Here is a 25792-nt window from a genome sequence, read left to right as displayed (position 1 = left end):
CACGAACCGTCACGCTGTGCGAGCGCTCGCCGCGTGACGCGACCCGCACAGCGTGACGCACTTATGACGCATTGAGGGGAGACCGGGTATTGAGCCCGGCCTCCCCTCATCGCGACTCGGCCATTATGCGGCCATCACCCGGCCATCATTTGTCTTCGGTGACGTCTTCGACCGTGACGTCGGTATCGGAGCCGGCATCCGGATCCTCGGGCATGGTACCGAGTTCCAGATGCTCGCCACCGGTCTGGTTGACGAGCACGGTGTCGCCGTCGTGTACCTTGCCGGCGAGCAGCATGCGCGCCAGCTGGTCGCCGACCTCGGTCTGCACCAGACGGCGCAGCGGACGAGCGCCGTACGCCGGGTCATAGCCGGTGTTGGCGAGCCATTCGCGAGCCGCGTCGGTGACGTCGAGCTTGATGCGGCGATCCGTCAGACGCGAGGCCACCTGAGCGACCTGGATGTTGACGATGCCGCCCAGCTCCTCACGGGTCAGCGGATGGAACATCACGATCTCGTCCAGACGGTTCAGGAACTCCGGCTTGAAGTTCATGTGCACCGCGTCCATCACGGCCTTCTTCTTGGCGTCCGCGTCCATGTCCTGGTTCACCAGGAACTGCGAGCCGAGGTTCGAGGTCATGATCAGGATCGTGTTCTTGAAGTCCACAGTCCGGCCTTGGCCGTCGGTCAGACGCCCGTCGTCCAGCACCTGCAGCAGCACGTCGAAGACTTCGGGGTTAGCTTTCTCGACTTCGTCGAACAGCACCACCGAGTACGGACGACGACGCACGGCCTCGGTCAGCTGGCCGCCTTCCTCATAGCCGATGTAGCCGGGCGCGGCGCCGATCAGACGGCTCACAGACGCCTTCTCCATGTACTCCGACATATCGATGCGGACCATGGCCTTCTCGTCGTCGAACAGGAAGTCGGCGAGCGCCTTGGCGAGCTCGGTCTTGCCCACGCCGGTGGGGCCGAGGAACAGGAACGAGCCGGTCGGACGGTTCGGGTCGCTGATGCCGGCGCGCGAACGACGCACCGCGTCGCTCACCGCCGCGATCGCTTCCTTCTGGCCGATCACGCGCTTGCCGAGGTAGTCCTCCATGCTCAGCAGCTTCTCGTTCTCGCCCTGCATCAGGCGACCGACGGGGATGCCGGTCCACTCGGAGACGATGCCGGCCACCGAATCGGCGTCCACATGGTCGGGCACCATCGGCTCGGGCTTGGTCTCGCCCGTCGCGCCGTCTTCCGCATCGGCCTTCTCGGCCGCGTCCAGCTGCTTCTGAATCGCCGGAATCTCGCCGTACAGGATTTTCGACGCCTCGGCCAGGTTGCCCTCACGGGTGAACTTGTCAGCCTCGACGCGCTTGGCGTCCAGCTGGGCGCGCAGGTCGCCGACCTTGTTGTGGCCGGCCTTCTCCGCATCCCAGCGGGCCTTGAGGCCGCTCAGCTTCTCGCGAGTGTTCGCGAGCTCGTTCTGCAGCTTCTCCAAGCGCTCCTTGCTGGCCGGATCCTCGGCCTTCTTGAGCTGCATCTCCTCCATCTCGTAGCGCGTGACCTTGCGCTGCAGCCCGTCGATCTCCTCCGGGGAGGAGTCGAGCTCCATGCGCAGGTGCGCGGCCGCCTCATCGACCAGATCGATGGCCTTGTCGGGCAGCTGACGGCCGGAAATATAGCGGTTCGAAAGCGTCGCGGCGGCGACCAGCGCGTCGTCGCCGATCGTCACCTTGTGGTGCGCCTCGTAACGCTGCTTCAGGCCACGCAGAATCGCGATCGTGTCCTCCACGCTCGGCTCGCCCACGAACACCTGCTGGAAACGACGCTCAAGCGCCGGGTCCTTCTCGATGTTCTCGCGGTACTCGTCCAGCGTGGTCGCGCCGATCAGGCGAAGCTCGCCGCGCGCCAGCATGGGCTTGAGCATGTTGCCGGCATCCATCGAGCCTTCGGCCGCGCCAGCGCCGACGATCGTATGAATCTCGTCGATGAACGTGATGATCTGGCCGTCGGCGTTCTTGATTTCGTTGAGCACGCTCTTGAGGCGCTCCTCGAACTCGCCACGGTACTTCGAGCCGGCAACCATCGACCCCAAATCGAGGCTGATGAGCTTCTTGTTCTGCAGCGTGGTCGGCACATCGCCGGCCACGATACGCTGGGCGAGGCCCTCCACGACGGCGGTCTTGCCGACGCCGGGCTCGCCGATCAGCACCGGGTTGTTCTTGGTGCGGCGGCTCAGGATCTGGATCACACGGCGGATCTCCTGATCACGCCCGATCACCGGGTCGAGCTTACCCTCCTTGGCGCGGGCGGTCAGATCGGTGGAGTACTTCTCCAACGCCTTGTAGCTGCCCTCAGCGTCCGGGCTGGTGACCTTGGCGCCGCCGCGCACGCCGGGGACGGCCTTGCGCAGCGCCGCGGCCGTCACGCCGTTCGCTTTGAGGATGTCCGCGCTCTGGTTCGGTGCGGATGCGGCGATGCCGATGAGCAGGTGCTCGGTGGAGACGTACTCGTCGCCCATCTGCTGCATCTCCTTCTCGGCCTGTGCCAGCGCCGCCGTCAGCTGGCGGCTCGCCTGCGGCTGCGATGTGGTGGACCCACTCGCCGCCGGCATCTTAACCAGAGCATTGCGCACCGCGGCGCCAATCGCCTGCGGGTTGCCGCCCGCCGCCTGAATCAGTCCATGAATCACGCCGTTTTCCTGACGCAGCAGCGCATCCATCACGTGCAGTGTCTCGACCTGCGCGTTGCCCGCGGCAGACGCGCTCTGAATCGCATCACCGATGACTTCCTGGGCCATGGTGGTGAACTTCTGTTCCATATCAACCTCCGTATGTCTCATGCGCCTTGGCGGCCGCGGCCCACGACATCCGAACCGCCCCGCACAGCGCTTTCCGTCTGTGTCTGATACGCACAACCGATTCGGCACCCATTCTATTCCCGAAAGTTGAGCGCACGCGACTCAAGTTTTGCACTGATTTTGAAGCGCCAGAACGCAATGTGGATAACTCGAATCCGTGCGACACGCTCTCAAAACTCGCAGATACGAAACCCGAAACCGCCATTTTCCGCCAAAACAGTTCTCGTATCTGCGAGTTCTGAAAGCGGTCATGTTTGAGATCAACGAAGAACCGCCCCGCCGCGACTGTCACGTTCAAAACCACGCGGCGGACGCGCGCGAAAGACATCATTCTCCGCGTATGGCCCAATACGAACGCCTCGGGCGCAACCATCGAGGTGCATGGGCTCCTATGCACCTCCCCCGAGGCGCTGTTCGCCCAAATGGCCAAAGAGCTGTCCCTCGAAGACCTCATAGAATTCGGCGACTCGCTGGTATGCCGCGACCCCGCACGCAGACGGACCACTCTGGCCGAACTCAGAGAATTCATCCACCCATGCGACTCGTTCCAGGGGCAAAAACAATGCATCAGGGCACTCACCCAGATTCGCGAGAACACCGACTCCCCGGCCGAGACCCACTTGCGTCTGCTGCTCAAACGGTATGGATTCCCCGAGCCAATCATCAACGTCCCGGTCGAGGCGACGGGCAATGCCGCGCACGGTCCCGCAATTTCGGACGGCCTGCGGCCGACCCAATCCGGCCTCGCTGTCGCTTGGCTCGTGCGCTGCGACAGCACACTGTGCTGTCGCCTAGCCGCGCACGACCACGTTGCGGAGGGAACCGATGCCGGCTACGTGGACGATGGGCTCGTCGCCGGGATCGAGGTGACCGGAGGCGTTCGGGGTGCCGGTCATGATGACGTCACCGGGCAGCAGGGTCGAGAACGAGGAAATCGCGGCGATCTGCTCGGGGATGCTGTGAATCAGGTTCGCAGTGGTGCCGCTTGCCATCGGCACGTCCTCGCCGTTGAGCGTGAAGGAGATCTTCGCGTCCTTCCAGTCCAGCTCGGTCTGAATCCACGGGCCGATAGGGCAGGACGTGTCGAAGCCCTTCGCCCGCGTCCACATCGGATCCAGCCCCTGCAGGTCACGCAGCGTCACGTCGTTGACGCACGTGAAGCCCAGCACGTAGTCCATGGCCTTCTCGACCGGCACGTTCTTGGCGATACGCCCCATAATCACCGCCACTTCGGGCTCGAAGTTCATATCGTTCGAATACGACGGGATGACGATCGGATCGTCCGGCCCGATCACCGACGTGGAAGGCTTCGAGAAGATCACCATGTCTTCCGGCGCGTGAGCAATCTCGGAGTGCCCGCTCTCGTGCATGAACTGCGCGTGCGCCTCGTAGTTCTTGGCGAGACCGTACACCTTGGAGGGAATCACCGGCGCGAGCAGCCTCAGCCCATCGGCGTCGAGCGCGTACCGCTCCCCTGTGGGCTTGACGGGCGCGGTTCCGAACGGGTATCCGTCCAGTTCGATCAGGTAGTCCTTGCCGTCGGCCGGGTCCTGCTGGACGAAGGCATAGCGCGGCTTGTCGTTGAGTGAAAAACGTGCGATTCTCATACTCACCAGTGTAAACCAGTGCGAGTGCAATCCTTACGAAGAACGCGCATACGAAAAGCGGGGCGGCCAATCATGACCGTCCCGCCTTGTCGGATTCTCGCGAGCTGGACCCGCTTACTCCGTGTAGCTCTTGTCGAACAGCGTCTTGCCGCTTTCGGTATGCAGGTACACGCGCACCTTGGCGTTGCCGCCGGTGTCGCAGGTTTCGTTGAGCGTCTGCGCCACCGACTTGAACGTGCTGTCCATCCCGTCAAGGCTCGACGTCATCATGTCGCCCATGCTGCTGTACGTGTCGGACAGCGTGTAGTCGTACACGAGCGTGTTGCCTTCCGCGTACGCCTTGATGCTGATGCCCATGCCCTGGTACGACGAGGTCATGCTGTCGAGCTGCGACTGGATCTCGCTGGAGTTGACGAACTCTTCCAGTGACGGCTTGCCGGAGCTGGAGGATCCGTTGGATCTGTCGTTGTTGAGATCGTTGTTGGTGTCGTCGGCCCCGTTCTGCAACGCGTCGTCAAGGTTGTTCAGATCGTTGCTGCCGGATCCGTCGGAGTTGCCGTTGCTGGAGCTGTCGCCATTGGATTTGCTGTCGCCCTGCGTCTGGCTGGTGGACGTGTTGGGTTTCGCGTCGGCGCTGCTGTCCTTCTTGCCGCCGATGACACCGGTGGCGAACAGCACGACTACGACGATGATGGCGATGACGGCAACGACACCGGCGGTGATGCCGGCGATGAGCGGGCCGCGGCTCTTCTTCTTCGGCGGTTCCTGCTGGTACGGATCGCCGTAGCCTTGCGGCGCGATTGCGGGCGGCTGGTTCCCGTATTGCGGGCCACCGTACTGGTTGGCGCCGTATGGCTGTCCGTACGCGGCGGTCGGCTGCTCGCCGCCGTACGGTGCGGCCGGCTGACCGTACCCTCCCGGAGCACCGCCGGCAAGCGGCTCACCATACGCGGCGGTAGGCGCCTCGCCACCATACGGAGTTCCGCCATCGGGCTGGCTGAAGGGGTTCGGACCGGCTTCAGGCTGCTGACCATAAGGAGCCCCACCCTGGTTGTATGCGGAGCCAGCGCCCGACTGTCCGTACGCTCCCGGCTCCTGCCCATACGGCGCCGCCTGGTATCCATACGGCTCGGCGCCGCCCTGCGGCCCGGCGAGCGACTCGCCGTACGCGGCAGTCGGCGCACCACCATAAGGAGCCCCGCCCTGCCCGTACGGGGCGGCTGGGGCTCCCGTCGGCGCGCCCGCCCCCTGCCCGGGCAGAGGAACGACCGGCACCGGCGGGAAAGCCTGCGTTGGCTGCGGTTCGGGCGCGCCTTCCGCGCCCGCAGCATTGTTCGGATCACCATACGGAGTCTGCGGCGCTCCATCTGGATACGTGTTGCTCATATGTCCCCCTTTTGCAGAGAGTCCCGTCGACCGGGTCAAATCATTGTTACCGCAACCGGCCACATGCAACGCTGTATGCACCTGATCGGCTAATCCTCAGCGTACACTCACTTTCCGTGATATGCACGGTATTGACCGGAAGTTCATGTTCATCTCACGGCAAGTTCGATTCGCACGGCGAGATCCCTCGAAAACCTTGCAAGTCCGCCTTCGAGGACCTCACCGGCGACGCCGCCGACACCCCTGTTGCCCCCCGTGAACCCGGCGCACCTCACCCACGCATGCGCCGCGGCCACGACGACGCGTGCCGCATCGGCTTGAACGGCAGCCGGCGAATCCGCCCGATCACGCCGAGCAGCAGCCATCCGCCGAGCAGCCCGCACACCACCACCATCGTCACGATGGTGCGCGTGTCATGCAGGTCGGACGGGTCCGGCGCCGGCATCGGGATCGGCTCGCGATGCCCGGATATCAGCAGGCGCTGCGTGTTGACGCCGTACGGCGTGCACGTCATCAGCGTCACTCGGTCCTCGCCGGGCACGATCTTGAGTTGCGAAGTGTCGTCCGGGTTGATGACGGTGATGCGGTCGACCTCGTAGCCGAGCGTCTCCCCCATCACTTCGATGTAGAAGAAGTCGCCGGTTTTCATCTCGTCGAGCCGCGTGAACATCATCGCGTTGACGAGACCGCGGTGCCCGGTGATGACGGAGTGCGTGCCGTCCCCGCCGACCGGCAGCGAGGAGCCGTACAGGTGACCGGCACCGGAGGCCAGCGCGGTCTGTGACGTGCCGTGGTAGATCGGCAGGTTGACGGAGATTTTCGGGATCTTGATGGTTCCCATCACTTCGTCGCCCGAGTCGAGCAGGGACTGGTATTCCTTGTCTTTGGAGGCGGCGGAGTCCTCGCCTTTGGCTCTCGACCCGCCTTGTGCGGCGCTGAACGGGTCGATGGCCTCGCCCAGCACGGGTTGACCGGATCTGGCGAGTTTTGCGTTGTATGCGCGGGCGGCGGCGAGGGCGTCTTCGGCTTGCGGGTATGGCCAGCCGGCGACCTGCTGTGCGCTGTTGCGTGAGGTTTGGGCGAGTTTGAGCGAGCTCTGGTATTGGAGCGCTAGGGGATATCCGGCGACGGCGACAGCGGCTATGACCAGTATCAGCGTGACGATGCGCATGATGATGAGCTGTATGCGCAGTCGTTTGCGTTGCGCGACAAGGTCGAAGATGTCGGTCGCCTGATTGAAGCTCAGCATCGAGTACGGGAGCTGCGGCTGCACGGCGGGTTTGTGACGGCTGTTTCGGTAGGATTTGCGGGAATTATTCGAGGATCGCTCGTCATTGTCCGGCAGGCTGCGGGTCATCGTTGACCGTGCGGGCGCATGGGAGGATTTGGCGGCTGGGTCGTTGCCGGATGAGGTGGCCGGCCGTTTCGATCCGTGTCTCCTCGATGCCATGCGCATCCTCCTGTTGTTGTGCCGGCCGTCACTGCAATCGCCGTGAAACGAATTCGTGTATGTACTGTGTTGCCCCCGGCAGGGGTGTTGCCGGGGGCGAATGGTTACAGCAAGCCGAAGCCGCCACCATGCTCGTGCGGGATGCACGTCATGCGGCGGCTTGGCCTGTTATCGTGTCAGTCAGCGCAGCGCACGGCTGGTGCGGCGAGACTTGGCGTACACGGTGGCGGCAGCGCCGCCGAGCAGCGCGGCGATCACCACGAACAGCGCGATGCCCGCAGCACCGGTCTTCGGCAGTTCGAAGACGGACTTGACGTTGGTCACCTTGTAGTCGGCGGCGCTGTCCTTGGGCGCGAGACCCCAGGAGTCGGTGCCGGCGAAGGTGACGTTGCCGTTTTCCTCGATGGCCACGGTGAACGAGGCCTTGAAGTCCTGGTATCCGTCGGCGACCGCGGTCTCGGTCACGGTGTAGCTGCCGGCCTTCAGTCCGTCGAACTTGACGACGCCGTTGGCACCGGACGTGACTTCGAGCGGGTACTTATCGCTGTTCGGCAGCACGCCGTTCTGGTCTTTTGCGACACTCAGCGTGAACTTCGCGCCCTTGACGGCCTCACCCTGGGCGTTGACCTTCGTGAACTTGAAGCCGAAGATCTTGGTGAGGGTTTCAGTGCCGGGGATGGGGGTGCCATCATTGTCGACGAGCTTGTTGGTCACCGCGTGGTAATCCTGGCCCTTGACTGTCTCGGCCTCGTCATTGACGGTGGCGTTGTAGGTGATGGTGATCTGCTTGCCGGCGTACTTGGCCGGGTCGGTGATCTTCACCACGAAAGTATTGGTGCCGTTGCCCTTGTTATCAATCAGGTGGTTTTCCACCGTGTAATCGGTGCCGGTCAGCACCTTATCGCCGGCCTTAACGGTCAGTCCGGCAAAGTCGACGGTCAGGCCCTTGCTTGGCACATCTCTGAACTGCAGGGTGAAGCCGGTCGGGACCGGATTCGGAATCGTGTAGCCCAGTTCAAACGGCACGGTTTCGCCCACGGACGCGCTCTTGCTGGTGGTGGACTTCGTCTGGGGGCCGCTCACCGTGCTCTTCATGTCCACTTCTGCGGTGCTATCCCCAAGCGACAGAACGCCCTTATCGTTAACGGAGCCGGTGCTCACGATCATCGGGACGGCCTGAGTCAGGGTATCGGTCGATGCGTTGCCGTCCAGGAACAGATACACGCCAGCAGTCAGCACGGTCTTGTTCGTGGCGATCCAACCATTCGTGTCGTTGCCAGTCGCCTTGTTCAGCACGAACGGATCCGCGGCGGCGGTGAACGGGTTGCCGGCCTGCAGCGCATCCGCGAACTTACGCGTCACGGACGGATCATTCCACGGACGGGTCTCGGACTGATCGAACTGAACCTGCGTGACGGTACCATCCGTATCCGTGGTCGTTTTTTGATTCATAGCCCAAGCCATCAAATCAGTGGTGCCATCGATCGGCACGTTCTGGAAGCCGGCGGTGGTCAGAGCCGCAGCCAGCTTCGTGCGATTGGCGCCCGCAGCGGTCTTCACACCATACACCGGGGTTTTGGCAGTGCCATAGTTCACGTAGTCCGCGATCTTGTATGCGCTCAGCTGGGCGCTGGTCAGCTGCTTTTCTTTGGACGCTTTGAACGTGACTGTTGCAGCAGTGTCCACTGTCGTCTCGGCCGCGTTGGCGGCACCGGTGCCGAACGCCATGCCAGCGAGAAGGGTGGCCGCAGCTGCGACACCCGCGAAAAGCTTCTTGAACTTCATGAGAAACTCATCTTCCTTTCGTTGTCTTGTTTATTGCAACTGCGGAAGCGGCAGTCGTTGAGGCTTCCGCAGTCCGCAAATCTTGAGTTGTCGGGGGCGACTGGTCGCCGCCCCCGTGTGCCCTCCCCGACGAGGGAGGAGGGCGGAGCATCCGCCGCAGGTCAGACGAGCCGACGCTTGCGCCAGATGAAGTATCCGATTCTGACCAGTGCCGCGAGCAGGCCGAAGCCGCCCCCATACACAAGCCAGTCACGAGTCGTGGCGCCGCCGGTCATCGGCAGAGCGGACACGGCAACGAAGGTGTTGGTGATCGTGACCGGGTACGTCTTGACGTTGTCGAAGGTCGTCATGTTGTTGTTATCCGGAGCCGCCCACAGGTCGTCGGCAGTGACGGTTACCAACTGGTTCTCGGGGTTGTAGGACGCCGTGTAGCCGTCCACGCTGGACTCCTCCACGCGGTAGGTGCCAGGGGCGAGGTTCTCGAACGCGCCAGCCCACTGACCCTGGTTGTTGAGGGTCACGGCCCGGTTGATGTCCTTGCAATCCTCACCTTGCGCATTGCACTGCTTCAACGTGACGGTCACCGAGCCATTCCCATGCTTCTCCGCTCCATCGGACCAGTTCTTGGTCACCTGGATCTTGCCGGTCTTTACCTGCAGGACGGGGTGGGGGTACTCCACGGAACCCGGTGTCTCGGTGGTCTGGTCGCCGACCGTGTTGACGACGGTGTACCCCAGCTTCGCGCCGTGATCCGCATTCGAATGGAAGCCGGGCAAATTGGACGAAGTATGGTGACCATCCGCATCAGTGTTGTCGGCACCAAGAACATCCTTATATCCGGTCTTGTCGTCATTCTGTTTGTTGGCGGCGTACTCGTTGTAGGCCTTCTGCGTCGGCTTGACCTTGAACGTGACCGTATACGTCACGCCATCCTGAAGCTCATAGCCGTCCGCGAACGTGACCTTCACCGTCTTGCCCGAAACGGTAACCGTGTAATCGCTCTCGTTGAGATCGACACTATTACCGTCTTTAGATGCCGTCACCGTCACATCATTCGAGCCGAAGTCAGCATTAACGAACTCCGCGTAGTCCGACAGCGTATCGGTGATGGACACGTTCTTGTACGAAGACTTCCTGTTGATCTGACCGATGATATCGGCAAATGCCTTGTTCAGCTCATCCGTGCTGGTGGCGCTGTAATACGAGCCCTTCGTCTGATCGGCGAAGCCACGCATCTTGGTCGGATCGGAGGACACGCCAACCGAGAACAACGTCGCATCGCCACGCCTGTTAGCCTCGGCAACAGCGGAGCTGAGATTCGCCCCATATTGATCACTGCTGCCAGAACCATGAACCCCGGCAGGAAGACCCCTGCGATCATCGTCATCATAGGTCGGACGGCCCCACCAATCAGTGCCGGTCCGCACGGAACTCGTGCGGAACGTCGGGTCGCCGTCTGACATGAACACGATGTACTTCTTCACGCCCTTACGACCGGAAATCAGCTTGGCATTGGCGGCTTTAAGCGCGGCCTCCCAATTCGTGCCACCATCGGCGCCCAGACCATTAACGGCACTGACTATGTCCATTGCGTTGTCGGTGAAGTTCGACACATTGCCCACCGTCGTCGAGAAGGGGACCAGCGCCATCCGGATGTTGCTATCCTTGCCCTGGTTCTCAGACGTCAGCAGATGCTGCGCCATGCTGTTGACGGCAGTCTTCGCAACCTCAAGACGAGAGTTGTGTCCCATCGGGTTACTCATGGAACCGGAGGTGTCGAACACCACGACGATGTCGGCCGGGGACACGGTCGTCTGCGACGAGCCGGACTGCGTGCCGGTCACGTTCAGGGACAGGTCATAGGTGCCATCATTGTTCGCCTTGATGTACTTGCGGTACCGGGGCGCCGTGACGACCGTGTTCGTCACCGTGATACGTGGCACCTCACCGACCGACACCGGCTCCGTGGTCGCAGAATCCTTCTCCTGCGTCACCTTGACCTGACCGCCATTGGCGCTCACCGCATACGTGTCCTGGTCAACGTTGATTTCCGTCACCTTGTACTTCGAGGACTCGGTGATCCTCTTGGCGTCGCTGCCCAAAAGCACGGCATACTGGCCCGCCTTGAGCGTGATCACGCCATTGGAATCCGTGGTCCGGGTTTCACCGTCCTTGGTGCCGGTGGCGGTGTTGTACACGTCGTATTTACCCGTGTACAACGTGTAATCCTTGTCACTGTCGGTTCCCTCATAGTTGACATAAGCGTTGAACGTATAGTTCTTGTCCTTGTCAGCTTCAGGAACGTTCTCCGTCTCCTTGCCGATTTGAATATGGCTGGAGTCAAGAGTCACCAAATTGAAGTCAAGCTTGCAGTTGGAACCACTATGGCCACGCTCGAAGTAGTACATGTTCATCTCGTGACTGGTGTAGTTCTTGAACGTGGTGTAGGAGCCATTGGAGGCTTTGACCATATTGGATTCCATCCAAGCGGTGATCTCGGCATCCGACTTGCCTTGGTCCCTGAGCGCCTGAGTAAACAACGCCTGCAACGTGGTCGTAGTGGTTTTATTGCTGACAATCGTCACCACACCGGTCGCGAAATCAATGGAGCCGCTGGCGGCATCATGGATGCCACCGATATCCAACACAAGCATGCCGTCGACGAACAGCCACAGATCATCGTCACCCGTGAAGTTGAACGTCATCGGGGAACCATCAACGAGTTTGCCTTCTTTCGGTTGCATGAACTTCGCGTATGCGGTCATACCGAAGGCGTACCGGGCGCCGCGCACTGAATGAAAGCCGATCCGCAGCTGACTTTTATCCGCATTGAACGGCAGGAATTTCGGAATCCACGCGTCAGTTCTCTCGGTCCATGTTGCTGACCGGTCAAATCCGGTACCGGCACTGTTCAGCGCGGCGTACGTCGTATTGGAGTCGTACACATAGTGGCCCTTGGCCTCTTCCGTCGGATCGAACAGCCCCGTCAGCCCATTGCCGCCATTGGTATATGCCTTGGCCCACTCGCTTTCTGTGAACAAATACGTCATGTCGGTCTGTGCATTATTTTTATTGGTCACCATCGTAGAGAACTGCGGAACTGCGTCAGCGCCGGTCTTGGTGAGGTTCGTCTTGACGATGCCCGGAGAGGTTTCTGCACTGCCAGTCCAGCCGTTCCAATCCTTACCTTTTCCGTTGAAGTAGTTGAAGTAGAATGCTGCAGCCGCCTCATTTCTGCTGGTACCGCCCGTGGCATAGTTCACGTTCTCTTTGCCAGAGGCCTTTGCCGGGCCCTTCGGATCACTGCTGTCCCAATAATCGAATAGGTTTATCTTCACTTTGCCGTCGTTCGCCGTGGCGCGAGGCGCAGCCGACGCTTTGACCGTGGCGGTCTGCCCCGAAGCACCAGTCCCGGCGCGATCGGTCAGGGCAGATGACGCCCCCTGCTGAGCGCTGTCGCCCTGTGCGACGCCGCTGATCGGGCCGGTGCCGGCCTGTGATGCCTGCGTCGTGGCCGACTGCGCGGCTTCGGGTGCGACTGTCCCCACATTGGCCGCAATCGCAGTGCCGGTGACGGCAAGTCCAAGAACGGTCGCGACGGATACGGCGGCCGCGATCAGGCGAGAGCGCATCGCCCTCGTATGCGATGGTTTCCGATCCTGCTTAGTCACGATAAGCATCCCTTCCATCATTTCCAAAACTCTTCATCCGGCGTTCAGCAGTTCGACAAAGACTCACGATTGCGACTCTCACCGTCGCAGCACGCGCAAATCATCGACTTCCATCGGCCTGTTAACTCCTGACCGTATCCGCACCCAAAAATCGACGCAATCCCCCGAAACATTGAAATAACGCCGAATACATGCCCCCCCGCAGAAAAACCGCTTTCACAGCCCTTGCGGCATAAGGTCCTCGGGAATCAGGCCATACCCCCTTCCCTACGGGGAAAATTCTTGGGAAATATACCGAGATGCGGCTTAGATCAAGGCCTGAGGCCTCTTACATAACGGTATACCGCTGTATCAGCGAAGTGTCTGCTCCCGCCAAAGCACAACAAGACTGAGGGAGGCTCTCGTCGTGAGATTACGCAGACTCTTTTGCGTTCCTAAGTGCGCGCCGTATCGACGAGTACGCGAACATAAGAACGCAAAACGTGCGATTTGCGTTCTTATGTTCGCAGGCTGAACGTTTCAGCGCGCACTTAGGAACGCAAACCGCTCCTGCCCGCTTCGCAAGAGCCAGCCAGCGGGGGCAGAGTTATATATTGCTTCTGACAGTGGGCTGAACCATCGGCTAACGTCATTTACCATCATCTGCCGGTGGAACAGTTCCGTCTCAATAGACCCGAAACTATCGCTCGTAGAACACGCCGAACGAGGGGAACCCATGACGGGCCGGCTTCAGCTCCTGCAGCGGGATCTCGGTGACGTCCACTCGTTCGACATCGGCATAGCGCGGCCCCTGCTTCAGTGCCGAAATCAGACGGGCGACCTTGCCGCGTTCCCCCTGCGCCTCGACCTCCACCGAGCCGTCGTAGCAGTTGCGCACCCAACCGCCCAGGCCGAGCTTGCCGGCGGTCATCACCGTGAAATACCGGAATCCGACGCCCTGCACCAGACCCGCCACCACGGCATGGACACGGATATCATCACTCGATGACACCGGCACGGCACCCTCTTCACTCTCGTCAGTCCGCGCGCCGCGGCTCGCCCGCATATCATCACGTTTCATGACCGCACTCACCTCACGTTGCCGTCAGCCGACACCAATACCCCCATCGTATGCCCACCATCAAACGGCAGTCGAGAAGCCGGCAGCGCAGCGCGGGCGCTACAGCCCGGCCCCTTTCCGCCGAGGCCTGCCGCAATCCGTCAGATGAACGCGCGTTCGCCGAAAATCGCCGTTCCGACGCGCACAATCGTCGCACCCTCCGCGATGGCGAGCGCCATGTCGTGCGTCATGCCCATCGACAGTTCCGTGCAGTGCTCGGTGCCGGGCGCGCGAGAGGCGAGAATCGTGTCGCGCGTGCCGCGCAGATGCGCAAAGCAGGCGCGAATCGTGGCCTCGTCATCGACGTGCGCGCCGATGGTCATCAGGCCTTCGAGCCGGATGCCGTCCAGCTGTGCGATCTGTGCGGCGATGTCGACGGCAGCCTGCGGGTCGCAACCCGATTTCGATGCCTCCCCGGACTCGTTGACTTCCAGAAGCACGCCGACCGTGATTCCACGGGCGACGGCACGGCGGGCGATGCGCTGCGCCAGTTCAACGCCGTCCACCGATTCGATGGTGTTGACGTCGGGGAGGATTTTACCGATCTTGTTGGCCTGCAGCTGGCCGATGAGATGGAACGGGATGTGTTCGGCGTCAGACGGTCGAGTGGTGTCGCCGTCGCCTGTGCCGAGCGCAAATCCCCGGTCCGCGCACAGGCGACGCAGTCCCTCGGCCTTGGCCATGACCTCCTGCGGGCGGTTCTCGCCAATCATGCGGATGCCCGCATCGATCGCCGCCATGATCTCGCCGACGTCACGGGTCTTCGTCGCCGCCAGCAGCTTCACCGAACCGGGAGCGCAACCGGCCGCCGACTCGGCTTCGGCGATGGCGTCAAGCACGCGATGCACGCCATCGCGAATCTGCGTCGCCCGCGTCTCGTCGATGCTTTCATTGGTCAGATCCTTGTGATCCATGTAAGCGGTCATCATATGCTCCCTATCCGTCTTGCTGCACCATATATTAGTATGCCCACGGATGAGGGCGAATCGGCTAGAGAAACCGGGAACTTCGGGTGTGGCCCCCGCTGGCGGGGTGTCGAGCGATGCGAGACTGGGGGGGGGCGAAGCGCGAAACGGCTCCGCATGCAGCATATAGAGGAGGAATCTCACAATCCGATGCTGAACGGGTCGTCGGGGATGGAACGATCCTGCGAATCCGCGGCGAGCGCATCCCACGAAAATCCATGCAACAGGTCGGCAGCAGCGCACGGCTCGGGCTCTTGCTGCAATCCGAGCAGCCACGCGCAATAGCCGATCACCCGATGCGCCGTGACGCCATGTTTGCGTAACGTTCCCATATCCAGCGACCGTTCACGCTTGGCGAGCCGCCGCCCGGCCGCATTGTCGATCAGCGGAAGATGTGCGAAACGGATATCGCGATGAGCCGCGGCAACGCCGCCATCCGAGCTATCCCCGAAGCCGGCGTCGAGCAGACGCTCACGGATGTACAGCTGCAGCGCGGCGGATCGCAACAGGTCACGCCCGCGAACGATGTCATCCACACCCATCAGCAAGTCGTCAACCGTGACAACCAGCTGATAGGCGAACAGACCATCCGCCCGTCGCACCACCGTATCGCCCAAATCGCGCGGCAAATCGAATCGGCAGTTCCCGAACACGCGATCATGCACGGTGACCGCGGCACGCGCGTCGCCGGCGACAGGCATGGCGATGCGCAGCGAATGCCGATCACCATTCGCCAAGCGTTGCTCGACCTGTCGCGGATGCTCGGCGAGCGCGCGCCGGCATGTGCCGGGATACATGACGAAACGGTCGCCCTCCTGCGGCGCCGAGGCCGCACGGATGTCGGCGCGCGAACAGAAACACGGGTATATCAGCGCAGTGGTCTCGGTGCCGTCAACGCCATCACGGCCACCGAACGCGGCAGCGTCTCGCAAGTCAATGCCCTGAAGCGCGCGCAACGCCTGCTCGTAGATGTCGAGCCGCCGCGACTGGTATACCGGCTCTCCATCCCAGTCCAGTCCCAACCATGCCAGATCGTCCATGATCCAGCGGTCCGCGTCCGGCAGCACGCGCGGGGTGTCGATGTCCTCGATGCGCAGCAGCATGCGCCCTCGCCCGCCGTCCGCATCGCCTGGATCGGCTGCGCCACTCATGCCATCCACGCGATTCACGTTATTCAGGCAATCCGCATCGCCCGCTCCACCGCCCGTCCGGCTTGTACGCTCTGGGCCACCCGCACGAGCCGACAGCCACGCACCCAGCATCGCATACACGTTACCGATATGCATTCGTCCGGACGGCGTCGGCGCGAATCGTCCGATCACCACCGCGCCCAGAGCTCCGAGTCGAGCGGCCATTCGTTGATCGTGCAGCCGCGCAACGATATCGATTGCTGCTGCATCAGCGGCGCCGGCTTGCCTGCCTGCTGGCATACGGTCTCATTGTCGCGATGGTCGAGCCGGTGACCGGTCTCATGGTTGATGACCATCGTGCGATAATTCGCCAGATTGCCGCCGCCCTTCAGCCAGCTGTCGGTCGGCTCGCGCCAGCGGTCATAATTGATGATCACCTGATTGCCGACGCGGCAGCTGTACTGCGACGAGCAAAGCGACGAGAACGATTTCATATACTCCGCCGCGGCCAGGATATACGTCATGTCGCACTTGCTGGAACCGCTCTCCACGAACGTGAGACCGGCACGGGGCCACCCACGCGAATCATTCAGCGTCGCGTACACCGTGCGCCCGAACTCGCCGGTATCGCCGACGCTCCCCTTGGTGGACACGCAGTAATGGTATTCGTGGCGGGGTTTGCCGCTGGCCGCCGCGGTCTGCTGCGCCTTCTCGAGAATCTCGCGCCGCTGCGCCTGCGAGAACGGCTTCGAGGGGTCATACCCGTTTGACTGTGCCTCGGAATTAGTGGATTTCGCGGTGGCCGACGATTTCGCGGAATCGCCGCCCTTCTGCTCCCCCGCAGACTGCGGCTGCGCTGTTGCACCTGGCTGCGCGATGGACGACCGCTCACCGCCCATGCCCGGCACGCGAAGTACGCTCGCCCGCACCGCAAGAACAAACAACACGAGCGCCAAAATCAACCCCGCACATACGGCAATGCGCCGGGCGCGGAACACCCGACGCATATCGTCACCACGCAACCGCTGCAACTTCAATCACTCCCAGCAACGTCATAGGTCAAGCCGCGCCGCCCCGCGAAAGCGCGAGCACAAGGGCACGCTTTTCGCAGGCGTCTCTCCCTGCATTGTATCCCGTCAGCCGTGGGGCCGCGCAACACGCGTGGCGTCACGCGAGCCCGCCGCGGCTCACGCGGTTCGCGCAAAAATCACGCGAAGAAGAACACGTACAGCCACGCGCCGACGATGGCGCCCACAATCGGAGCGACGACCGGAATCCACGCCTCTCCCCAACGCGAGGTGCCCTTGTTCGGAATCGGCAGGATCGCGTGCAGCAGACGCGGCATCAGGTCGCGGGCCGGATTCAGGCCGGGGCCGGTCGGGCCACCCATCGAGGTCACCAAGCCCCATACGATGAAGCCAACCACGATCGACGCGGCCGCCAAATCCTTCGAACCCCACGGCAGCATCAGGCAGCACAGCGCACCGAACACCAGCACCAGCGTGCCAAACATCTCGTTGAGGAAGTAGTTGATCTTGTCGTTGTCGGCGTCGGTCGTGCAGAACGTGCCGAGGATCGCTTCCGCGTCCTCGGTCTCCTTGTAGTGCGGGTAATACGTCAGGTACACGATGAACTGTCCCAGCAGTGCGCCAAGCAGCTGCGCCACGATGTACGGCAGCACGTCGCTCCACGGGAACAGCCCGTTGATCGCCTGGGCGAGGGTCATGGCCGGGTTGATGTGGGCGCCGGACACGCCGCCGAACATGAGCACCGGGAACATGACGCCGAAACCGTAGCCCATGGCGATGTTCAGCCATCCGGCGTGGTGGCCCTTCGTGTTCTTGAGTTCGACGTTGGCGACCGAGCCATTGCCGAAGATCATCAGGATGGCGGTGCCGAAGAACTCGGCAGCCAGCTTGGTAAAGAGGGAATATTCCACGGCTTCTTCTTTTCTCTCCACCGCATCGCAGACATGGCTGACTGCTCACGGTCTCTGGATGATTGGATTTCTCTCGTACTCCCGGCGACTCAATTTCGCTGGGTGCGAAAGCAAACGACGTGATTGTACACTTTACCCCTTGACGAACGGCGATACGGGCGGATTGGACGGCAGAATCCCCGGTGATTCACACCCTGCCCTGCCATGCACACTTGGGTGCAGTCATGTGGAACCCATTGGAATTACTCGCGACACGCCGTACGCGACACGCCGATTTGCATCGCAGCGAGTTCCGAGTATAGTTGTCACTCGGCTCAAGAAATGACCAACGCCCCTGTAGCTCAGTTGGTTAGAGCAGCTGACTCTTAATCAGCGTGTCCAGGGTTCGAATCCCTGCGGGGGCACAAGCAAGGTCGGAATCGAAAGATTCTGGCCTTTTTTTGTTTTCGTCGAGAGGGTGCGCCCGAGTCAAATCACCCCTAATTCGCCACTGGAAGCATGCCCCCGCCCGGGTGATCCTCGCAATCCGCCCCTATCTGCGTTTCAAGGGGTTGATTCAGGCCGCGACGAACATCTATCTGCGTTTCAGGGGGTTGGTAGCAAAGTATAAACATCACGCAAACCGCATGGTTTCAATGAGCAAATGCCCTATATACTCCGTGCATAGTGTTTTGGCCACCCCCTGAAACGCAGATAGATGTTCCCAGGCAGTGGAATCAACCCCTCGAAACGAAGATAGCAGCACATACATCGTGGAATCACGCCGGGCAAGGCCAAAATAGACGAAGATGCCGGTCGAATGGGACAGCCGTTCGACCGGCATCAATGCCATGCGTTGGCCCTGAGCCGATCAGGGCCAACGCGACTCAGGAAATCCGCGCCTTAGATGTCGCGACGGCGGCGAACCGCCACAGACACGGCGCCCGTCGCAAGCAGGCCGATTGCGGCGATGGCAACGACGGACACCGAGGCGTCAGTCGCGGACAGGCCCGGCTTCTTGTTGCCTTGGTCGTCCTTATCACCGTCCTTGTCGGTATCCTTGCCCGGCTCCTTGTCGGGCTCCTTGTCGCCAGGCTCGACGGGCGTCTCGCCGGACTTCTCCTTGACGGTGGCCACACGGGTCACGGACGCCTCGCTACCGGCCGCATCGCTCACCGTGTACACCAACGTGTACGCGCCGGGCTTGCTCGTGTCCACCGTGTCACCGGACACCTTCACGGCACCGGTCACATCACCGTCCACATCATCAACCGCCTTCACACCCGCCATCGGATCAAACGACGCACCGAACTCCACGGCCACGTCATCCGCACCGGAAATCACCGGCGGCACGGTGTCGACCGGCTCGGCCTCCTTCACCGTCACCTTGAGCGTGGCGGTAAGCGAGGTATCGGCGGCGTACGTCACCGTGATGGTCTTTTCGCCGGCGGTCGACGAGTCGAACTCGGAGACCGTGTATTCGCCCTCGCCGAGCTCGGCGGCGTGCCGTCAGACATCGTGGCGGCGACGGCCATGCCGCTCAGGTCGAGCGCGTCGCCGATGGCGTATTCGGTCTTGGTCGGCTGAGTGGTCACGGCGATCGACGCGACGTCGGACACGGCCGCGGAGTCCTCGACGAGCGTGACGTTGTCGATGTACGCGAACGAGCCGGAGGCCAGATCGGTCTGTGAGATGGCGACCCACAGCGCGGCATACGGGTCCACGTCGAGCGGCACGATGAACGACCCGCTGTAGTGAATTTTGCCGCCTTCCTTGCTTTCGGCGTCCACGGTCTCGCTCAGCACGGTCTTGCGGTACTGGCTGAACGAGCTGACGGCGCCAAGCGACGCGAGGTTGGACTTGACCTGCACCTTGAGCGTGGACGGGGTGTCGTCGTTGCTCTTGCCGAGCGTCGCCCACAGGCCGAGACGGTACGTCTTGCCCGGCGTCTCAGACAGCGTGTGCTGGTTGATGGTGTCGCCCTTGTACGGGGTGAGCTGTTCGCCGAGTTTCGCCGCGTACTCGCCGGAGACTACGGCATCGGTCTGGTTTAGTTCGGACTTCGGGCGCCGAGTGGCACCACCGGCGTCGTTGTTCTTCGTGTTGTCGGCGTTGCCGAGCGTCCACGGCGATGCCGCGGCGCATGTATTTTTCGTAATCGGCCGCGTTCGCATCAGTGTTGGTGACTTCGAAGCCCTGCACTGTGATGTATTCGGAGTTCTTCAGCAGGATGGTCTCGCTGACGCCCGCACCGGCGATGATGGGCGCGGCGCCTTCGCCGTACGCTCCGATGGTGATGGGCGCGTCCTTGGTGCCTTTGGTGTTGATGACGCGCAGGCCGGTCTTGACCGAGGCGCTGTCGATGGTCTGGGTCGCGCTGGTGCAGGTGGCGCCGGCCTTGAGCAGCAGGGACTCACCGGCTTTGAGGGTGATGCCGTTCGCCGCTGTCAACGAGTTGAACGGGGCTGGCTTGGCTTCCGTCTCCGTTGGCGGTCGCCGCGCAGTCGACATAATATGATTTGGCCGGGTCCGGCGTGCTTTCCTCCGCCTGTGCGGCACCTATGCCGACAATGCAGGACGACAACAGTGTCGCTGCCGCCACCGCATACGCGACCGTTGTTCGTTTGATCGTGGGCATGTACTTCTGCTCCTCACGTCCCCGTATGTGTCGCCGTCATGGCCGGGCTGGAGTCCGTTATGAGGCGGGGAGCGCACCGCAATCTCGTCATTGCGATTCGCCCGTGTTCGGCCGGCGTGTCCTCTCTGGCGCGTAACCGGTCACGATATGGTGCACAATATTAACAAAAAGATAGACCAGAGTGGGGCTTCCGCGTCTTGAGAACGCCCATCCTCGCAGCAAATCATTCTCATTAAGAAAGGTGCGAGCCCGCCGCAACTCCAAATGAACATCAATGTCCGCAAATCCTTGGAAAACAGCGTTTTCTCATATTGTTCACTTGTGCGTAAATGTTCGCAATCCTCGCACCTTCCTTATTGAGAATCATTCGCTGCGACTTGGAACAATACAAAAAGCCCCTCGCCGCACGGAGCGGCGGAGGGGCTGATGCTTAAGCTCAGACGATAATCTGTCTGATGGGCCGGAGTTACTCGGCGACGACCTTCACGAAGAAGGAGGCGGTGATCTCCGGGTGCAGGGCGGCCTTAGCCGGGAAGTCGCCGGTGGTCTTGATCGGCTCGACCTCGATGGCCTTCGGGTTGACCGCGGCCTTGTCGGAGAGAGCCAGCGCGATCTGCTCGGCGGTGACGCTACCGAACAGCTTGCCGGACTCGGAAACCTTGGCAGCGATCTCGACGGTAGTGCCCTCGATGGCGGCCTTGGCGGCGACGGCATCCTCGCGGGTGGCGACGGCCTTGGCCAGGCGAGCGCGCTTCATCTGCACGATCTGAGCTTCGGCGCCCTTGGTCCACGCGAAGGCGAGGCCCTGCGGGATCAGGTAGTTGCGAGCGTAGCCGGAGCGGACGGCGACGACATCGCCGGAGTGGCCCAGGTTGGCAACGGTCTGGGTGAGAATAACCTTGGATTCAGCCATTTCCTATCCTCCCTAACTCAGCGACCGGTGGTGGCGTACGGCAGCAGGGCCATCTCGCGGGCGTTCTTGATCGCCTTGGAGAGCTCGCGCTGTTCCTGCACGGTCACGCCGGTGATACGGCGGGAACGAATCTTGCCGCGATCGGAGATGAACTTGCGCAGCAGCGCGACGTCCTTGTAATCGATCTCGGTGACCTTGGCGGCCTTCAGCGGATTCGGCTTCTTCTTGAACGGCTTGACCGGCGGTTGCGGCCTCTTACGTGACATGATGTTCTCCTTGAAAATTACGATTGAATGCTTGCTTCTGGATTGTTACGTGCGTCGCGCGGCTTCATATGGCCGCGGACGGGCATCAGAACTCGGGTTCCTGCGAATCGCCACCGAAATCGGACGAGCCACCGAACGAACCGAAGGACGAGCCGGCATCGCCGGACGTGCCCCACGGATCGGTCGCGGGCGCGGCGCTCTGGCCGGCGTTGCCCGCAGCGGACGCGCCACCCTGGTAGCCGCCATTGCCGCCACCCTGATAGCCACCGCTGAAGCCGCCATTGCCACGGCCACCCTGGTAGCCGCCGGCGTTGCCGCCGAAACCGCCGCCATTGCCCTGACTGGCGTTGAATCCGCCATTGCCGCCATTGCCACGGCCGGCGAATCCGCCTTGGCCGTTGCCGCTGGACGTGCGCGTGACCTGCGCGGTCGCGTAACGCAACGACGGGCCGATCTCATCAATCGTCATCTCGATGACGGTGCGGTTCGAGCCGTCCTGCGCCTGATACGAGCGCTGCTGGAGACGCCCCTGCGCGATGACACGCATGCCTTTGGACAGCGTGCTGGCGCAATGCTCGGCGAGATCGCGCCAGGCGGAGCAGCGCATGAACAGCGCATTGCCGTCCTCGAACTGCCCGGTGTTGCGATTGTAGGTACGCGCGGTAGAGGCGATGGTGAAACTGGCGACGGAAGCGCCGTTTCCCGTGGTCCTCAGTTCGGGATCTGCCGTGAGGTTGCCCACCACGGTGATGATGGTTTCGCCTGCCATGACTTACCTTCTTACCTTTGGTTCAGCGAGTCGCGAACAATCAGAAACTCATACGGCTTACTTGGCGTCTTTACGAAGAATCTTCGTGCGGACGACGGATTCGTTCAGGTTGAGCACACGATCGAGCTCGGCGCTGACCTCGGGAGTGGTCGTGTAGTTGACCACCACGTAGTTGCCTTCGGTCTTGCCGTCAATCTCGTAAGCGAGCTTGCGACGTCCCCAAATATCGGTGTTCTCGACGGAACCACCTTCCTTGGTGACGAGCTCCAGATACTGCTCGGTCAACTTCTTCAGACCGCGCTCATCCAGCTCAGGATCGGCAATGAACATCAGTTCGTACTTATGCGCAGACATCACCCACCTCCTTCGGACTAGTCGGCCATGGACTATCCATGGCAGGAGTGTGTATACGCGCTGCTGAAAACAGCAACTTCTCTAAGCTACGCCATGCCCGCGACAGCTTGCGGGGGCTGTCGCGAAGCGACTGGGGAGTAATCCGTCCTACTGCAAATCCACGACCGCGCAATCCGCGGCACCATAGCCGTTCGACTTGCACCATGCGTCGCCGGCCTTCACCGAGTCGACCGTATCACCCGACAGGATCACGTAATACGCGGTCGAAGCGTCGGCCTTCGTGTACGTCGGGTAATCGCCGGACCAGATCAGGATCGCGTTCTTGTGCTTGATGCGCTGCTGCAGGAACTGCTCGTAGATGTCCACGTAATGCCAGGTCTTGCCGTCGGCCTTCATGTCTTTTTTCTTGCTGGACAGCTGCGTGGTGTAGGTGGTGTAGAAGCGGGATGCGGCGGATTCGTCATGCTTGAGCTGCCAGCTCAACGCAAGCTGCGCGTACCGCTCGGCGTCCTCGCTGTCGATGTCGGAGCCCGCCAACGCGTCGCCGTCCGCACTGCCCGCCTCGCCGGGGCCGCTCTGACCGGTCTGCAGGATGACCTCGGCGCTGCCGGTCTCGATCTGGTCGTACGGGCGCCAGTACTGCCTCGTGGTGAATTCGAGCGCGACGTTGGCCGTCTCGCCATTGAACTTGACCGGCTGCTTGGAGAAGTCGAAGACGGCCGAGGCGATGACATTGCCTTCATCGTCCTTGATGCTGACCTTGACGTCGGATTCCTTGAACTCCGCCGTGTCGCCGTCCTTCGTCAACGCGCAGTTGGAGGTGAGCTGCAGCTGCGCGACGAGATTGGCGTCGCTGTGGTCGACGGAACTCAGCTCGGCATCGGGCGCAGCGGTGCAGGGCTTGTCGTCTTTCGCGGCCTTGCTGTCGCCGAACTTGGTCTTGCCGCTCTGCTGGGATGTCGACTGCGTCTGAGCCGATTGGGTGCCGGAATCACGCAGCATGAACCACCAGACGCCGAATCCGGCGGCAAGCGCCACGACGAGTACGGCGATGATGATGCCGACGATCAGCGCGGTCTTCTTCTTGCCCTTGCCGGCGGACTCTCCAGGCCGTGACGGTTGGGCTGGCGGCTGCACGGCCTGCGGCGGGAAGACGGCACCGGGCTGGGCGGCACCGTATTGTCCCGCGTACTGCTGAACAGCCTGATAAGGCTGTGCAGGAGGCACCGGCTGGGCGGTCGGCACCGGCTGCGCGGGCTGCGGGCCGGCGGACAGCTCGGCACCGCACTGCTGGCAGAACCGCATGCCGGGTTCCGACTGCTGACCGCACACCGGGCACACGGAACCCGCCTGCACGGCTACGGGCGCCCCGCAGTTCTCGCAGAATCTATCGCCCTCAACGACATTCGCACCACAACGGGAACACCGCATAATCTCTCCTCATGACTATCCTGCGCTCAACGTTACACTGCATGACAGCATTCCCCTGCAAATATACTGCGATACGGACCCCAAATGACGTCCGCAACCATTTGACCGAGATGTCTTTTTAGATATGTAATTTGAAGACTGACGAAATTTCGAAGAGGAGATTATCATGTCGGCAACCAAAGGTTCCAGATAACATTGTTGGCTGTTTTGCTGACTCTCGCCGCATCGTTCGTATCGATGTCACCCAAGCAGGCTTCTGGCTTTGACTCCACATATGAAGTCGTCACTGATGCAGACGGCAGCAAAATCATCATGGCCAAGCCCGGCTCTGTAGCAGCCATAGAACCATCGACCGGCAAACTTCTAAACGTGATTCCTCCTTCATCCATGAATGTCAACGCCATCACCGTAACAAGGGGATGCACAAACAAGAACGCTGGATGCTGGACAAGCGGTAGCGCACTTGGGGATATGCAATTCGCCGGAAATGGAGCTGTGTCCGGCACTTGGCCGTATAGAAATGCGTACTACACCGGGAACCTGCATGGTCTTGTGATCTATCAATACAAAGGTGCGACCATGAGTTCGCCGAAACCAGGACCGCATTTGTGGATACGCATGGCAACAATAGTGCTGTCACGGGGAAGAGTGTCACCCGTCGGTAAAAAGACATTCTCATACGTTGAGATAATGCATATCGGAGTAAGAGGAGTAAGAATGGGGCATATTCCGGCATCCCGTCGTACGGTGACGATGGCCATCGCCGTCATCGCCGTCATTACGCTTTCCATTGCGATGCTGTGCGGATGCGGCACGGCACGGAACACGAACCAAGCAACGGATTCCGGCTCGGGCGGGAACCGTCTCGCCTCATCTTTGCAGGCTTATGCGACGCAGCTGCTCGGCCAGGACTCCGGAATGGACCCCGCGCAGAAAGCGACACTGCGCAAGGCCGCGACAAGCGGCAAAATAAGTCTGTCCGATTACAAGGCCGCATGGAGCCGATACATCACGTGCGTCCAAGACAAGGGCTATCCGAGGCCGACACTGAAAACTTACTCCAACGGCATCCAGCAGCCACAGGGAGACGTACTTCCTTCAGATAAAGCAGATGACCTTGACTACATCCAGAAAAAGGCCAAGGACTTGAACGCGTGTGGAATCGCCACCGTGGATTCGGTGGACGCGTTGTATATGGCACAAGTCGGCAATCCCAATCTGTATGCGTCTCATGAGGAGGGGGCAGTCGATTGCCTTAAGCGCGCCGGGCTGGTGCCGAAATCCTACACCGTCGAACAATACGAGAAGGAGGCGAACGCAATGGGTCATGCCGCTCCCGGAGAGACCGTCAACACGACGTATGACATGAAGAAACCGGAAGTGCTGGCATGCCTCGCCGCCAACGGCAACGTATTCATGGACAGATGACGCCACAGGCACAGAGAATGCATTGGCATGTTTTCGCCCCTATCGGATATCGGATTACCTGCCCGATGGGGGCGAAAACATACCTTATATGCCCCGCCCAAATACCGCGAATAAGCTGCTGAAGATGACGTGGC

At 61.5% G+C, this 25792-nt stretch carries 19 protein-coding genes, 1 tRNA gene and 1 pseudogene; 3 read left to right on the top strand and 18 right to left on the bottom strand.

Annotated features, from left to right (window positions below):
* Positions 1-145 precede the first annotated feature (145 nt).
* From clpB to BBBF_RS01415, 11 genes are all read right to left on the bottom strand, one after another.
* Positions 146-2809, bottom strand: coding sequence for an ATP-dependent chaperone ClpB (gene clpB / locus BBBF_RS01475; RefSeq protein ID WP_033510127.1), 2664 nt, complete (start codon positions 2807-2809; stop codon positions 146-148).
* A gap of 830 nt (positions 2810-3639) precedes the next feature.
* Entirely contained in the window at positions 3640-4455 is an 816-nt protein-coding gene (locus BBBF_RS01460; protein ID WP_021648266.1) for a fumarylacetoacetate hydrolase family protein, read from the bottom strand.
* Positions 4456-4569: 114 nt separating this feature from the next.
* On the bottom strand, positions 4570-5841 hold the full coding sequence (locus BBBF_RS01455; protein WP_021648267.1) for a DUF4854 domain-containing protein: 1272 nt from the start codon (positions 5839-5841) through the stop codon (positions 4570-4572).
* Positions 5842-6112: 271 nt separating this feature from the next.
* Positions 6113-7291: a class C sortase gene (locus tag BBBF_RS01450; protein ID WP_033510131.1), complete on the bottom strand. Its 1179-nt coding sequence runs from the start codon at positions 7289-7291 to the stop codon at positions 6113-6115.
* A 180-nt stretch (positions 7292-7471) separates the two neighbouring features.
* Positions 7472-9076, bottom strand: coding sequence for a SpaA isopeptide-forming pilin-related protein (locus tag BBBF_RS01445; RefSeq protein WP_021648270.1), 1605 nt, complete (start codon positions 9074-9076; stop codon positions 7472-7474).
* A 161-nt stretch (positions 9077-9237) separates the two neighbouring features.
* Entirely contained in the window at positions 9238-12708 is a 3471-nt protein-coding gene (locus BBBF_RS01440; RefSeq protein WP_033510132.1) for a DUF7604 domain-containing protein, read from the bottom strand.
* A gap of 718 nt (positions 12709-13426) precedes the next feature.
* Complete coding sequence (locus BBBF_RS01435) at positions 13427-13807, bottom strand: acylphosphatase (protein ID WP_013363053.1); 381 nt, start codon at positions 13805-13807, stop codon at positions 13427-13429.
* A gap of 140 nt (positions 13808-13947) precedes the next feature.
* The gene (locus BBBF_RS01430) at positions 13948-14772 is read right to left on the bottom strand and encodes a YggS family pyridoxal phosphate-dependent enzyme (protein ID WP_033510141.1); all 825 of its coding nucleotides are present in this window, start codon (positions 14770-14772) and stop codon (positions 13948-13950) included.
* A gap of 179 nt (positions 14773-14951) precedes the next feature.
* The gene (locus tag BBBF_RS01425; protein WP_230958129.1) at positions 14952-16166 is read right to left on the bottom strand and encodes a glutamate--tRNA ligase family protein; all 1215 of its coding nucleotides are present in this window, start codon (positions 16164-16166) and stop codon (positions 14952-14954) included.
* Positions 16130-16948, bottom strand: coding sequence for a DUF3152 domain-containing protein (locus tag BBBF_RS01420; RefSeq protein WP_013363051.1), 819 nt, complete (start codon positions 16946-16948; stop codon positions 16130-16132). The genes BBBF_RS01425 and BBBF_RS01420 overlap by 37 nt, the downstream gene beginning before the upstream one ends.
* Before the next feature lie 200 nt (positions 16949-17148).
* Positions 17149-17880, bottom strand: coding sequence for an MIP/aquaporin family protein (locus BBBF_RS01415; protein WP_003811771.1), 732 nt, complete (start codon positions 17878-17880; stop codon positions 17149-17151).
* 330 nt (positions 17881-18210) lie between these two features.
* On the opposite strand from BBBF_RS01415, the gene BBBF_RS01410 reads away from it, so the two are divergent.
* Positions 18211-18284 (top strand) — tRNA-Lys (locus BBBF_RS01410).
* Positions 18285-18762: 478 nt separating this feature from the next.
* On the opposite strand, the gene BBBF_RS01405 is transcribed toward BBBF_RS01410, so the two are convergent.
* Positions 18763-19287 (bottom strand): immunoglobulin-like domain-containing protein, encoded by a 525-nt coding sequence (locus BBBF_RS01405; protein ID WP_003811767.1) that lies wholly within the window; start codon positions 19285-19287, stop codon positions 18763-18765.
* 113 nt (positions 19288-19400) lie between these two features.
* A pseudogene (locus BBBF_RS01400) lies at positions 19401-20033 on the bottom strand (bacterial Ig-like domain-containing protein); the annotation flags it as partial.
* Between the two features lie 29 nt (positions 20034-20062).
* On the opposite strand from BBBF_RS01400, the gene BBBF_RS01395 reads away from it, so the two are divergent.
* Positions 20063-20377: a hypothetical protein gene (locus tag BBBF_RS01395; protein WP_138267689.1), complete on the top strand. Its 315-nt coding sequence runs from the start codon at positions 20063-20065 to the stop codon at positions 20375-20377.
* 586 nt (positions 20378-20963) lie between these two features.
* Here BBBF_RS01395 and rplI read toward each other — a convergent pair.
* The 5 genes from rplI to BBBF_RS09290 form a co-directional block, all read right to left on the bottom strand.
* A complete protein-coding gene (gene rplI, locus BBBF_RS01390; protein ID WP_003820137.1) occupies positions 20964-21410 on the bottom strand; it encodes a 50S ribosomal protein L9 in 447 nt (148 codons plus the stop codon).
* 17 nt (positions 21411-21427) lie between these two features.
* A complete protein-coding gene (gene rpsR, locus BBBF_RS01385; protein ID WP_003811758.1) occupies positions 21428-21676 on the bottom strand; it encodes a 30S ribosomal protein S18 in 249 nt (82 codons plus the stop codon).
* A gap of 85 nt (positions 21677-21761) precedes the next feature.
* Positions 21762-22445, bottom strand: a complete 684-nt coding sequence (locus BBBF_RS01380) for a single-stranded DNA-binding protein (RefSeq protein WP_003811755.1) — start codon at positions 22443-22445, stop codon at positions 21762-21764.
* A gap of 57 nt (positions 22446-22502) precedes the next feature.
* Positions 22503-22799 (bottom strand): 30S ribosomal protein S6, encoded by a 297-nt coding sequence (gene rpsF / locus BBBF_RS01375; protein ID WP_003811753.1) that lies wholly within the window; start codon positions 22797-22799, stop codon positions 22503-22505.
* Between the two features lie 147 nt (positions 22800-22946).
* A complete protein-coding gene (locus BBBF_RS09290; RefSeq protein ID WP_065434235.1) occupies positions 22947-24230 on the bottom strand; it encodes a zinc-ribbon domain-containing protein in 1284 nt (427 codons plus the stop codon).
* A gap of 198 nt (positions 24231-24428) precedes the next feature.
* Between BBBF_RS09290 and BBBF_RS10205 the strand changes: the two genes are divergently transcribed.
* On the top strand, positions 24429-25658 hold the full coding sequence (locus BBBF_RS10205; protein WP_231855231.1) for a hypothetical protein: 1230 nt from the start codon (positions 24429-24431) through the stop codon (positions 25656-25658).
* Positions 25659-25792 lie beyond the last annotated feature (134 nt).

It is taken from the genome of Bifidobacterium bifidum ATCC 29521 = JCM 1255 = DSM 20456 (assembly GCF_001025135.1).
GTDB lineage: Bacteria > Actinomycetota > Actinomycetes > Actinomycetales > Bifidobacteriaceae > Bifidobacterium > Bifidobacterium bifidum.
This window is presented reverse-complemented; position numbering and strand designations above follow the sequence as displayed.

What these genes read in the sequence shown, in the direction of transcription:
- rpsF (WP_003811753.1), bottom strand. Translation starts at nt 22,799, where the DNA reads ATGTCTGCGCATAAGTACGAACTGATGTTCATTGCCGATCCTGAGCTG.
- BBBF_RS01430 (WP_033510141.1), bottom strand. Translation starts at nt 14,772, where the DNA reads ATGACCGCTTACATGGATCACAAGGATCTGACCAATGAAAGCATCGAC.
- rpsR (WP_003811758.1), bottom strand. Translation starts at nt 21,676, where the DNA reads ATGTCACGTAAGAGGCCGCAACCGCCGGTCAAGCCGTTCAAGAAGAAG.
- BBBF_RS01445 (WP_021648270.1), bottom strand. Translation starts at nt 9,076, where the DNA reads ATGAAGTTCAAGAAGCTTTTCGCGGGTGTCGCAGCTGCGGCCACCCTT.
- clpB (WP_033510127.1), bottom strand. Translation starts at nt 2,809, where the DNA reads ATGGAACAGAAGTTCACCACCATGGCCCAGGAAGTCATCGGTGATGCG.
- BBBF_RS01440 (WP_033510132.1), bottom strand. Translation starts at nt 12,708, where the DNA reads ATGCGCTCTCGCCTGATCGCGGCCGCCGTATCCGTCGCGACCGTTCTT.
- BBBF_RS09290 (WP_065434235.1), bottom strand. Translation starts at nt 24,230, where the DNA reads ATGCGGTGTTCCCGTTGTGGTGCGAATGTCGTTGAGGGCGATAGATTC.
- BBBF_RS01425 (WP_230958129.1), bottom strand. Translation starts at nt 16,166, where the DNA reads ATGGCCGCTCGACTCGGAGCTCTGGGCGCGGTGGTGATCGGACGATTC.
- BBBF_RS01460 (WP_021648266.1), bottom strand. Translation starts at nt 4,455, where the DNA reads ATGAGAATCGCACGTTTTTCACTCAACGACAAGCCGCGCTATGCCTTC.
- BBBF_RS01455 (WP_021648267.1), bottom strand. Translation starts at nt 5,841, where the DNA reads ATGAGCAACACGTATCCAGATGGAGCGCCGCAGACTCCGTATGGTGAT.
- BBBF_RS01420 (WP_013363051.1), bottom strand. Translation starts at nt 16,948, where the DNA reads ATGCGTCGGGTGTTCCGCGCCCGGCGCATTGCCGTATGTGCGGGGTTG.
- BBBF_RS01380 (WP_003811755.1), bottom strand. Translation starts at nt 22,445, where the DNA reads ATGGCAGGCGAAACCATCATCACCGTGGTGGGCAACCTCACGGCAGAT.
- rplI (WP_003820137.1), bottom strand. Translation starts at nt 21,410, where the DNA reads ATGGCTGAATCCAAGGTTATTCTCACCCAGACCGTTGCCAACCTGGGC.
- BBBF_RS01450 (WP_033510131.1), bottom strand. Translation starts at nt 7,291, where the DNA reads ATGGCATCGAGGAGACACGGATCGAAACGGCCGGCCACCTCATCCGGC.
- BBBF_RS01435 (WP_013363053.1), bottom strand. Translation starts at nt 13,807, where the DNA reads ATGAAACGTGATGATATGCGGGCGAGCCGCGGCGCGCGGACTGACGAG.